Here is a 13,364-nt window from a genome sequence, read left to right on the forward strand (position 1 = left end):
GCGTTCCTCTTTTACTATAGATTAAAAAGCTATTTTTATTTAATAATAAACTTTTTAATAGTTGTTGTTTCGCCTTCAGTAAATTTAGCCAAGTACACTCCAGAGGCTACATTAATATTAATATCGGTTGCTGTATTTCCATCTAAATTAATAGTTTTTACAAGTACAGATTGTCCATTTAGGTTAAATATTTGAAGATTAACATCTCCTAAATTAGATTTTGATTTAACTTTAAATTCACCCGTTGAAACCGTAGGATATAAAGAAATACCTGTAGCCAATACATTGTCTTCAACACTTAAAGCTTCACTTGTAAATTTACCTGAAAATAGACCACGACCAAAAGTTGCAGCAAATATTGTATTATCGTCTCTTAAATCCAGATCCATAACTTTTACGTTACTCATACCATTAAAAGCAGATGTCCAAGTTGGAGAATCACTAGAAAAATTTGTAGTATACCAAACTCCTAGCTCTGTACCGATAATAACCTCATCTGCTTTTAGAGGGTTTCTTAAAATCGTTTTTACTGGCATATCTGGTAAGTTTCCATCTTTTTTACTCCAAGTAGTACCACCATCACTAGTATACCAAATGTTGTTTACACCATAATTATGGAATGTAACATACATTTCGTTTGTAGACGTTCCAAACTCAATATCAGAGATACTACCAACAAACTCAGAAGAAGAAATATCTGACCAACTTTGAAATATTGGTGCACTTGCATTTGTAATTTTTAATAATCTACCATTTTCTAAACCAGCATACAATATACTATGTGAGCTACTAACATCGTATGGAGATATTGCTAAGGCTAAGGCCGGAGCATCTAAGAGTGTATTAGTTAATGTATTAGCTATATAGCTAGACGTTGTACTTTTAGTTCTATAGGTTTTAATTGCATAAGATGTCCCTGATGAATAGTTAGAGAACAAATAATTTAATCTTGAGTCTAAAATCTGAGGATTTATAAACTCTCCATTTTTCTCTTCTTCATCATCCTCATGTATTGTTGTAACCTCTCCTGTAGCATAATCATACTTTCTAATAGCAAGATTATAAATATAATTAGAAATAACGTATGTATCTGTTCCGTCTTGATCGAAAGCTGTATACGCACCGTCACCACCATAAAGATCGAATGAAGACGAATTAATTCCTGAACTTGCATTTCTAAAATAAGGTGTTCCATTATCTTGTGTACCTCCAGCAAAATAATCTCCAGCTACAGCTGCTGTTGGAGCAACCGCTACTGTATAAAATTGCGTTACATTATATCCGTTATTTCTAGATGTAGGTTTTGAACCACTAGCTGATGAATAAAATACACCTCCATCGTTTCCGAATAACATTTTAGAAGAATCTCCAGTACCAAATGCAATAGCATGCTGATCTGCATGCATATCAGGATATCCAAAACCACCATACCAATGCGATAATTGCGTCCAAGTTGTTCCACCATCTGCACTTCTAAACGCATCAATACCTCCAACATATACCTTTTCGTCGTTTGTAGGGTCTACTTTTATAACTAAATCATAAAATGCTTGACCTCTACAAAAATCAATTTCATCAATATCTGTATCTGCATCATTTGGTAATGTTAAATCTGTAGTTGAAGCAAAACCGTTAATAGTTTTCTTCATAATAACTGGAGTAATTGTATCTTTCCCTTCAGCCAATATATATACTTTATTTGCATCTGTATGCGACGTCGCGATTTGTGTTCGACTTCCATCAAACTCATATTTCTTAACAAAGTTATTCCCATCTGTAGAAGAAAAAATAGTTCCTCCACCATCACCGTAAAGTAAACTTTGTCTAGTAGACATCCAAATAGTATTATCAGCTCCTAATTCAATATCATTAGGTTCATATACATACCCATTATCTGTTAATGGTACTGCCAATTGGCTCCAAGATGTTCCTCCGTTAGAGGATTTAAATAAACCGTAATCATCAGGACCAAAAAGTGTATATGGAGTAGCATCACTATAAAAAGAACTTCCTGCCGCAACAAAGACTTCAGAAACACCATTATTATCTCTAACAATAATATCGTTTACATGCTGATTACCATTTAACACATATAATCCTGAAAAATCTACAGAAGTTGCTGATATCGTTGCATTCACTGTTTGTCCAGCTTCTAATTGCGCAAGCATTAAATCTCCATTTGTTTTAGATACCATTACAGAAGGAATAAGAACTTCTCCATTAAGATCAACTCCACCCATTGCAATTGGATTTCCTGATACATTATTAACCACAATAACAGCTACAGCACCGGCATCTTGAGCGAAAACTACTTTTTCAATAAAAGAACATCCTCCCCTATAAATTAAAGCAATTTTTCCATTAATAGCTGCTGCATTTGTAAGCGTAGAACAGGCCTCTGCCCCTGTTACTCCTCCAGCATCTGCTAACACAACATCTTTAGTAATATCTGATGTGATTGTTGGACTAAAACCAGCTGATATAGCTATATATGTATCTGCAATACTACTAGGTGATTTTACTGTAACCTTAGAATCGGTTCGTAATACTGTTTCGCCTTCAGCACCTCCAAAAACATGGCTCCATGAGTTTCCACCATCTGTAGATTTCCAAACACCATTTCCGTTAACATCTCCTGCTACATAAGACTCTCCTGTACCTAAGTACATAGTTTTAGAATCGTTAGGATCTACAGCAATACAACTAATATTTAGGTTCTCTGGTAAATCTACACTTGTCCAAACAGAATTTGGATTAGAAATATTAGTGTTTTTCCATAACCCTCCACTAACACCACCAGCAAGCACAGTTTCGTTACTCGTATCGTTAGGATCAAAAATCAATGCTCGGGTACGACCACCAATATCATTTGGACCACGTTCTATCCAATTGTTATTTGAGTCATCTCCCGGCACACGTCCTGCCGCTAATGCACTAGAACGCGCTTCTAAAAGTTCTTTTTGTATTACCGTTAAATTTTCTGGAGTTGGGCGTCCTAATGCGGGATTCATGGTTAACTCCCATAAACGTTCCATATAACGTTTAGGAGGCAATCCTTTTTGAGCACGTTCTTTTTTACTTAAACTTGCAGTGTTTTTAAACGGACTATTTTCTAAGTTTTTCTTATGCAAAGCTTTTAACTCTACAACAGTCAAGGTTTTAACCTCTTGTTTGTTAGAAGACACATCTTCATTCTTAAATTTCGCTAGAGCAAAAACTATTGTAACAACAGCTAATAGCCCTAATGCTATTTGTAATTTATTTTTCATATATATTTAGGTTGGATTTTACAAAAATATATTTTTCTAAATAACAAACAAGAAATTAGCTAACGATTAAACTAAGCGCCCCGAAAATTTTCGATAATTCAAAATAGCCTGACTATCAGAAAACAAGGAGACATAATGACAAACATTTAATAATCTTGTATACAAATCGGTTGAACCAAAATCGATGGTTTTTGGAAGAATCTTTAAAATGAGTTTATCATAATTAGATGCTTTTCCATTATAATCATTATTCACTGCAGAAATATATACATCTAATAATTTTGAAATTACTGCATAACCAGAAATTTCCTTATCTAGAACCTCTTGAGACTGATAAATTTTTTCAACACTAATTTTTATAATATCGTTTATTTGAGCTTCATATTTACTTTTTTCTAATAAAGAAAAAGAAAATGTCCCATTTAATATTGCTGTTTCATTAGCTTCAAAAATTGAAATCGCTTCATTTATTAAGGTGTTAATTGTTAAGGCTCTTAAATAGCTTATTCTATCTTGCGTGTTTGTTAATTGGTGATATTTATTAATATCTATAACATCTTTAACCAGTTTTATTAAATATTCTAAAGCAAACTCTTCTTCAATTAAACCTAAATTAATACCATCTTCAAAATCTATAATGGTATAACAAATATCGTCTGCAGCTTCTACCAAATATGCAAGCGGATGTCTTTTAAAACTTACATTTCCATTTGTTCCAGCTTCAATTAAACCCAACTCTTGCGCAATATCTAAAAAAGCATCTTTTTCACTTTGAAAAAACCCATACTTTTTATCAGACACATTTTGGGTTGGTTTTTTAGGTAAAGACTCTTTTGGATATTTTATAAATGCACCCAAAGTTGCATAACATAAACGGAGTCCGCCCACACGTCCGTCGCGGCTTTGTGTTAAAATTTTAAATCCGTTTGCATTACCTTCAAAATCACATAAGTCTTGATACTGCTTAGGCGTTAATTGTGATTTATATAGCGCTCCTGCTCCTGTTTTAAAATATTCGCCAATAGCTTTTTCTCCAGAATGGCCAAATGGTGGATTTCCTATATCATGTGCTAAAGCTGCAGATGCTACAATGGCTCCAAAATCATTTGGTAAATACCCATGTTCGGATTGAAGTTCGGGATATTTTTGAATTATTTTCTGTCCAATTTTACGCCCTAATGATCTTGCTACAACACTCACTTCTAAACTATGAGTTAAACGTGTATGCACAAAATCTGTTTGAGACATAGGTATAACTTGTGTTTTATCTTGTAAACTTCTAAACTCTGACGAGAAAATAACACGGTCATAATCTACTTCAAACCCTAAACGGGTTTCATCTTGGCTTTTTCTTAAGCGTTTATTAACATCTCCAAAACGTTTAAGAGATAATAATTGTTCCCAATTCATAACTTTATTTTAAGTATTCGCAATATAGTATTTTCTAATATACATCGCACTTCAAGAGATATTAAACCGGTTACAGAAACTTTAGCATGTTAACAAAATGTTTACAAAACACAAAAAACCAATACATTCTCTAACTTTAAGTTAACGTTTTTATCACCTATCATTAACCCCTGTTTCTAGTTGATTCGAAAAATCAGAAGTTTATTTGCGGAATGAAAATAAACGACAAAATGAAACAATTATTAATAGCATTAGTATTTTTAACCACTGCGTTTAATTACGCTCAAGATACCGGCTCGATCGTTGGTAAATTAATAGATAAAGAATATAATAACGAGCCACTTGCATTTGCAAACATTTTAATTAAAGGCACAACAAACGGAACAACGTCTGACATGGATGGCCTTTACTCTTTTAACAATTTAGAACCAGGAGAGTACACCTTAATTTATAGTTTTGTTGGTTACGAAACACAACAAGTACCTTTAACTGTTATTTCAGGAAAAGTAACTGAAGCAAACATTGTTATGGGAGCTAGTGCAGCTGCATTAGATGAAATTGTAATTACAACAACATCTAGAAAAGATAGTGAAGTTGCATTATTATTAGACCAGAGAGAAGCTGTAGAAATTAAAGAAAGTATTGGCTCTATAGAATTAGCTAAATTAGGAGTTAGTGATGCTGCTACAGCGACAACAAAAATCTCTGGAGTTTCAAGTAGTGAAGCCTCAGGAGATGTTTACGTAAGAGGTTTAGGAGACCGTTACTTATATACTACACTTAACGGAATGACTATACCTTCTGATAACGTAGACAAGAAAAACATTGACTTAGCACTTTTTCCAACAAGAATTGTACAAAGTATTTCAATAAGCAAAAACTTTGCACCAGAGAACTCTGCAGATCAATCTTCGGGAAGTATCAATATTAACTCTAGAAGTTTAGTTGGCAACAACGAAATTAAACTTGGTTTACAATCTGGATTTAATACAAACGCAATTGGACAAAGTAAATTTAAGCGCACAGCTAATCGTGACGATATTTCATTTGGATTCTATTCTAGCAACTTATCTACAAAAGATGCCATTACAGAACAATCTTGGGACACAGAAAGTACTAGCTTACCTATAGATTACAGATACACCTTAACTGCTGGAACTAAAATTGGAGACAATTTTAAAATCTTATTCAACGGTTCTCAATCCAGTAAATTTGAATACAACGAAGGGACTTTTCAACAGTTTAATAGAAACTTAGAAGATGTAAAATATACAGATGCTACTAATTACATAAATACTATTAGCACAACTGGCCTTGTAGATATGGCTTATAAAATTAATGACGATCATGATTTAAGAGCCGTAAGTCTTTTTGTAAATAAAATGACTGACCAAGTTTTTGAAGCAGGTAGAAATCGTGAAGGTTTTGTATTTGAAGAAGTAAATGACGAAGATGCTTATAGCCAATATGTAAAAGACCAAAACACAAAACAAACTAGATTGTGGGTTAATCAAATTATGGGAGACCATCAATTGGGTACCAAAAATCATATTACATGGGGTTTAGGTTACAACAGAATGGATGCAGACGAACCTAACAGAATAAGAAACGAGGTTAACATAAAGAAACCTACAGACACAGAATCTGAGAGCATAGAATTAGCAAATCAAGGTGGTACACAACAAAGAAAATCTGCTCAAGAGATTGAAGATTCTGAATTAAATGCACGTATTAAAGATGAATTAAAAATCTTTGAAAAAGAAAACGAATCTACTTTAATGGTAGCATTTGGTGCTAACTACAGATACAAAACTAGAGACTTCCAATCTACTGTTTATGGCGTAGATGAAGTTGGTGCTCCTGGACAAGTTGTTCCGCCATCGTTAGATGAATTAGGTGCTGTTTTTACTCAAGATAATTTTGACAGTGGCGTATTAAGCTTAACAGAATCTTTACCTGATAGTTATAACGGAGAATTAAATTCTGCTTCAGGTTTTTTTAGCGCAAATTACGCAGTTAACAAATTCAACTTTAACCTAGGGGCTAGATACCAAAAAGATGAAATTATTGTAGACTACAATGTTGGAAATGCTCCAGGTGGTAGAGAGGGTAGTGTAACCAAAGAGTACAGCAACATTTACCCAGTGTTTAATGTTAAATATGCACTTAACGAGAAAAACAACTTTAGAATCGCTGCAAGTAAAACAATAACGTTACCAGAATTTAAAGAAATAGCTCCTTTTGGATATGTATCTCCTACCAACCAAGTTGTTGTAGGTAACATTGATTTGGAAGCTAGTGATGTATATAATTTTGATGTAAAATGGGAATTATTCCCTTCAAACAAAGAACTTATTTCTGCAACAGGGTTTTACAAACACATTAAAAACCCAATAAACAAAACATTAGACAGAGGGTCTTCTGGGTATTTTACTTTCGAAAACACGAGTGATAAGGCAGAAGTATTTGGATTAGAATTAGAAGCTAATATGGACATTATCGCTTCTACAGATGATAATGGTTACAATTTAGATTTCGGATTTAACTTCACTAAAATGTGGCACAATCAAGATCTTAAAACAATTTATAATCAAGATGGATCTATAGCAAATACCTATACATATAATGGTAAAGATGAAATCGGCCTTGAAGGTGCATCAGACTATATCGTAAATGCATCACTAAACTTCTCTACTAATTGGGAGAGAACATTTAATGCCAATATTTCTGGTAACTACGCTTCAGACAAAATATACGCTTTGGGAAGTGCGCCAGATAGTCAAACAGTAACATCTACATTATATAACAACGAAATTATTGAAAAAGGTTTTGCAGTCTTAAATGCAACTTTAAGCCAAGAACTTTCAGACAACATAAACATCAATTTCAAAGCTTTAAACATACTAAATCCTAACATAAAAAGAACTCAGGATGTATACACTTCGTCAACTGGAGTAGAAAGCACTCAAGTGACAAGATCTTATAAAAACGGAACAACTATCTCCTTAGGTATAAACATTAACTTTTAAAATTAAATTTATTAAACATAACACAATGAAAAAAACAATCAGACAAATTTCGATTTTAAGTGTAATTGCTTTACTGAATGTATTTGCGATTAGCTGTAGTAGTGACGATGATTCTACCGGAGGTGGCGGTGGAGAAACTGATGAATCTATATTAGAAGGTTCTATTACCGAAAGTAAAATACTTGACGCTTCAATTGCTTACGAACTTACTGGAATTTTAAGTGTAGAAAGCGGAGCAACATTAACTATTCCTGCAGGAACAAATATTACTACAGGCACAGGTACAGACGTTTATATTGCTGTACAAAAAGGAGCAAAAATAAACATTAATGGTACTGCAGATTCTCCTGTAACAATGGGTCCTGATACTGCAGGTAACTGGGGTGGACTTGTTATCTTAGGAGATGCTTCAACTACTGCTGGTACAGATGCTACTGCTGAAGTTGGTGGTCTTATTTATGGTGGTTCTAACGATTCAGATAATTCTGGTTCTATTGAATATTTAATTATTACTAACTCAGGAGCTCAAATTAACGCAGATTCTCAATATAACGGATTAACACTTTACGCTGTTGGTTCTGGAACTTCTATTAGCAACATCGCAATCATGAATGGTTTAGATGATGGTATTGAATTCTTTGGCGGAACTGTAAATGCGTCTAACGTATACGTTCAAGATTTAGAAGATGATGCTATCGACTGGACTGAAGGCTGGAATGGTAAATTAACTAACACTTACGTACTACATTCTGTATCAGGCTTCTCTACTGCTATTGAAGCTGATGGTGTTAATGGAAACCCTATAATTGAAAACTTCACTGCTGTTTCTAGTGTTGGAGGTACTGCATTACAATTTAAAGCTGAGTCTGGGGCAACAATTACAGGTCTTTCTCTTAGTGGTTACGATACTGCTCTTGAAATGGCTAACGATGGTCCTTTAGCTAACGTTATTATTGAAGGTGAAACTGCAACTCTTGAGGATTCTTATACTGGACCTGCAACTGTAGATGTTAGTATGTTTGATTGGATTGAAAACGCTGGAAGCAATTCTATCTTAACTGGGTCTATTTATGAAGATATGACTTTAGATGCATCTATTACATATAGTTTACCTGGTATTTTAAGTATCGAAGATGGTGCGTCTTTAACTATTCCAGCTGGAACAACAATCAATACAGGAATTGGTACAGATGTTTATATAGCTATCCAAAAAGGAGCTCAAATTTTTATTGAAGGAACAGAAGCTAATCCTGTAGTAATGGCTCCAACATCTGAAACAGGTGTATGGGGAGGTTTAGTAATCTTAGGAGACGCTACTACAACTGCTGGTACAGATGCAACTGCTGAAGTTGGTGGATTAATCTACGGTGGAAGTAATGATGAAGATAACTCTGGTTCTATAGAATACTTAGTAATCAAGCAATCTGGTGCACAAATTAATGCTGATTCTCAATACAACGGATTAACACTTTACGCTGTTGGTTCAGCAACTTCTATTAACAATGTAGCTTTAATTGGTGGTTTAGATGATGGTATTGAATTTTTTGGAGGTACTGTAAACGCAACTAATGTTTATGTACAAGATTTAGAAGATGATGCTATCGACTGGACTGAAGGATGGAACGGTACTTTAACGAACACTTACGTATCTCATACTCAAGCTGGTTTCTCTACTGCTATTGAAGCAGATGGTGTAAATGGTAACCCTAAAATTGTAAACTTTACAGCAGTATCTACTGTAGACGGTAAAGCATTACAATTTAAAGCTGAATCTGGAGCAACTATCACTGGCTTATCTTTAACAGGTTACGCTACAATTTTAGATATGGCTAACGACGGTCCGTTATCTAACGTATCTATTAATGGTGAAGAAGCTAACGAAACTAGTTTATACGATGAAGCTGCAACTGTAGATGTTGCTACTTTCTCTTGGGCAACTTCACTATAAGCTTTAAAACCAAATACATTAATACAAAAAAGCATCCAGAAATGGGTGCTTTTTATTTTTGTATATTATACCTCTTTTTTAATGAGATGCTAATTTAGATTTGTTGCTCCACTCACTTACACTAGCAATAGTATTATTTTCATAGTCAACTTCTCTTAAAGAATCTTCTCCCCAAAAAAACCATTTACCTACTTTTTTCCCATCCTTATAAGTTGCAGATGCAGTTCTCTGGCCTTGTTTATTATAACTGTTCCATTCACCTTGCAACTTACCTTCTAACGTATAAGTTCCAGTCTGACTAACATCACCATTTTCATAAAAATATGTGACTTCAATAAGTTGTGTTTCTTGATTTAATTTTAATTCTCTTTTATCTTGTGCAAATGACATTGCAGTCACTAATAATGCAAATACAAATATTAATTTCGTTTTCATCTCCTTCGGGTTTTACTGATTTATATCTCAAAGATAAACATTTATTAACATTAAAACAATCTTTTGGTAACATTAATTTAACATTGAGTCATATTAAACTGATTTTATGATGTTTACAAAAAGAAAAACTCATTAAATCAATTAATATTAACATAATGCTTGCTTCACATAGACATAAAAAACAATACCGTTCTTTGCAACTATTCATATAATCTATTAGTTTTTGTCGACTATTTATCATGAACAAAAGAACTGCCTGTTATGGGCAGTTCTTATTTTAATAAGCATTTGTAGTTAAACCTAATTTAATAAATAAAAGCGAATAAAATCTCATTATCAGATAATTATCACAACTCATTCACAATAAAACAAGTTTAACAGCTCGTTAATGACGTTGAAGAATAAAACTACTTGTAAGGCACAGTATTAGATTTAACAAAACACGCATATCTCTAAATTCAGTTTTTAGTGTAAAAAACTGTACTATTGACGAGTGAAATTAAAACACTATCTTTTAATTTTTATTTATAAATTCATAATTTTATAAAATAAAGAGCTCATAATTTAATTTTACTAAACCTATAGAAAACATCTCAGAATTAGTAAAATTTATAACTTTTAAAAAAAACTCAAATAAAGACGCAAAACACTAAAATGATTTCTAATTATATACTAATATAAAAGGTATTAATATTGGCAATAAATTAAGTTTAACTACTGCTATAGCCCTATTATTTTTATTAAAAATCATAACATTTACATAACACTTCAGTGGGAAACACTATAGATATTTGCAATCAATTTGAGATTAGAAAATGGAGAATATATATTTATTAATGATTGTTGCTTTAGCAGTCTTAGCTATCGCAGATTTAGTTGTTGGGGTAAGCAATGATGCCGTTAACTTTTTAAACTCTGCAATAGGGTCCAAAGCTGTATCTTTTAAAACTATTATGATAGTTGCAAGCCTTGGAGTAGCTATCGGAGCTATTTTTTCGAGCGGGATGATGGAAGTTGCTAGAAAAGGTATTTTTAATCCTGGCGAGTTCATGTTTAGCGAAATCATGATCATCTTTATGGCGGTAATGATTACCGATATCTTACTATTAGATTTTTTTAATACCATAGGAATGCCAACATCTACTACAGTATCTATAGTATTTGAATTATTGGGAGCTTCTGTAGCTATAGCTTTAATTAAAATTGGAAATGACGGCAATCACATTTCAGACGTTGTAAATTATATCAACACATCCAAAGCTACCCAAATTATATTTGGAATACTCCTCTCTGTAGTTATTGCATTTTCAGTTGGAGCCCTTGTACAATGGGTAACACGCTTATTATTATCTTTTAACTACGAAAAAAAGGCAAAATGGGTAGGAGCTCTGTTTGGTGGTATGGCCATCACAGCGATTTCATATTTTATTTTTATAAAAGGAATTGGAGGTACATCTTTTGCTAAAGAAAGCTATTCCTTTTTAGGCGGCACTACAATTGGACACTTTTTAGAAAACGAAGTGCTTTTTATTTTATTAATTAGTTTTACATTATGGAGTTTAATATCTTATGTCTATACCGCGGTATTAAAACAAAACATATATAAACTTATTATATTAATAGGAACTTTTGCATTAGCTCTGGCGTTTGCAGGAAACGACTTAGTAAACTTTATTGGAGTACCAATTGCAGCATGGCAATCTTATCAAGAATGGTCTGCTTCGGGCATACCAGCCAATGAATTTAATATGGCCATTTTAGGAGAAGCTGTAAAAACTCCAACATTAATGCTTTTTATAGCTGGAATGGTTATGGTCGTTACCTTATGGTTTTCTAGTAAAGCTAAAGCTGTTGTTAAAACCTCTATAGATTTATCTTCCAGCCAGAACGAAACTAAAGAACGCTTTCAGCCTAACTTTTTATCTCGTGGATTTGTAAGAACGGCGGTTGGACTATCTGATATGATTGGATTTTTAATTCCTAGTAGAACTCAAGAAAGAATTGATAAACAGTTTGAAAAACCAACAATTGCATTAGAGCGCCACAAAAAATACGAACTTCCTGCTTTTGACATGGTAAGAGCGGCGGTAAACCTTATGGTTGCCAGTGTTCTTATTTCTATTGCAACATCAATGAAACTTCCTCTTTCAACTACATATGTAACATTTATGGTGGCTATGGGTACGTCTCTAGCAGATAAAGCTTGGGGTGCAGAAAGTGCCGTATACCGTGTTGCAGGAGTTTTAAATGTTATTGGAGGTTGGTTCTTTACAGCTTTAATTGCATTTGCATCTGCAGCCATAATTGCATATTTAATTAATTTACACGTCCCATCTATGGTAGGGATTCTATTATTAATTGCATTTATATTGCTTTCTAGAAACTATTTAATACACAATAAAAAACAAAAAGAATTAAAAGCAGAAGGCCAATTAATACGTGCAGAAAGCAGCTCTATTCAAGGCGTAGTTCATGAAAGTGCTCACAACATAGCAAATGCTATTAAACGAGTAAACAGAATTTATACTGGCGCCATAAACGGACTCTCTAAACAAGAATTAATTGCATTAAAACAAAACAAAAAACAAGTAGAAAAACTCGCAAATGAGATTGATGAACTTAGAGACAATATTTTCTATTTTATAAAAAACTTGGATGAATCTAGTGTAGCTGCCAGCAACTTTTACATTAATATTTTAGGGTATTTACAAGACATGTCTCAATCTTTAGAATACATCTCTAAAGTAAGCTACAAACACGTAAACAACAACCATAAAAAATTAAAATTCAACCAAATCAAAGAACTTAAACAAATAGATTCTGTATTAGAGAAATTATTCTTAAATACCCAGAAAGCATTTGAGAACCGTACGTTTGAAGATATTGGAGAAATTTTAAAACATAAAAAAGAAATTTTTTCTGAAATTACACATAAAATTCAAAAACAAGTTGAACGTACTAGAACTGAAGAAGTAAGTCCAAAAAACACAACGCTATACTTTAGTTTACTACTTGAAACTAAAGATTTACTCACAGCCACTATGAACTTGTTAGAAGAATTCTACCATGCAAATGATGGCACTACACAAATACATAAAATTTTAAAGGATGAAGAATTAGCCGAATAAGCTGTGAACATCCATTTAAAAACCGAACTATTAATAAAGTAATAGTTCGGTTTTTTTATATCATAAAAAAAAGAGAACCTTTTTAAAGTTCTCTTTACCCCTATAATTAAACCAACTAATTATTTAAGCTCTATTTCATCAAATT

General features: G+C 33.0%; 6 protein-coding genes. 3 read left to right on the plus strand and 3 right to left on the minus strand.

The window, feature by feature from the left end; genetic code table 11:
* Positions 1 to 35: 35 nt before the first annotated feature.
* Both FNB79_RS03160 and dgt read right to left on the minus strand, forming a co-directional pair.
* The gene (locus FNB79_RS03160; protein WP_143379919.1) at positions 36 to 3,269 is read right to left on the minus strand and encodes a T9SS type A sorting domain-containing protein; all 3,234 of its coding nucleotides are present in this window, start codon (positions 3,267 to 3,269) and stop codon (positions 36 to 38) included.
* Positions 3,270 to 3,335: 66 nt separating this feature from the next.
* Positions 3,336 to 4,679 (minus strand): dGTP triphosphohydrolase, encoded by a 1,344-nt coding sequence (gene dgt, locus FNB79_RS03165; protein ID WP_143379920.1) that lies wholly within the window; start codon positions 4,677 to 4,679, stop codon positions 3,336 to 3,338.
* Positions 4,680 to 4,909: 230 nt separating this feature from the next.
* Between dgt and FNB79_RS03170 the strand changes: the two genes are divergently transcribed.
* Positions 4,910 to 7,708, plus strand: coding sequence for a TonB-dependent receptor (locus tag FNB79_RS03170; RefSeq protein WP_143379921.1), 2,799 nt, complete (start codon positions 4,910 to 4,912; stop codon positions 7,706 to 7,708).
* Positions 7,709 to 7,733: 25 nt separating this feature from the next.
* Entirely contained in the window at positions 7,734 to 9,656 is a 1,923-nt protein-coding gene (locus FNB79_RS03175) for a hypothetical protein (RefSeq protein WP_143379922.1), read from the plus strand.
* Between the two features lie 78 nt (positions 9,657 to 9,734).
* Here FNB79_RS03175 and FNB79_RS03180 read toward each other — a convergent pair whose 3' ends face one another.
* Positions 9,735 to 10,091 carry a toxin-antitoxin system YwqK family antitoxin gene (locus tag FNB79_RS03180; RefSeq protein WP_143379923.1) on the minus strand — a complete coding sequence of 119 codons (357 nt, stop codon included), beginning with the start codon at positions 10,089 to 10,091 and terminating at the stop codon, positions 9,735 to 9,737.
* A gap of 815 nt (positions 10,092 to 10,906) precedes the next feature.
* Between FNB79_RS03180 and FNB79_RS03185 the strand changes: the two genes are divergently transcribed.
* Positions 10,907 to 13,219: an inorganic phosphate transporter gene (locus FNB79_RS03185; protein WP_143379924.1), complete on the plus strand. Its 2,313-nt coding sequence runs from the start codon at positions 10,907 to 10,909 to the stop codon at positions 13,217 to 13,219.
* The last annotated feature ends 145 nt before the right edge of the window (positions 13,220 to 13,364 follow it).

Source organism: Formosa sediminum (assembly GCF_007197735.1).
In the GTDB taxonomy this organism is placed as follows: Bacteria; Bacteroidota; Bacteroidia; order Flavobacteriales; family Flavobacteriaceae; genus Formosa; species Formosa sediminum.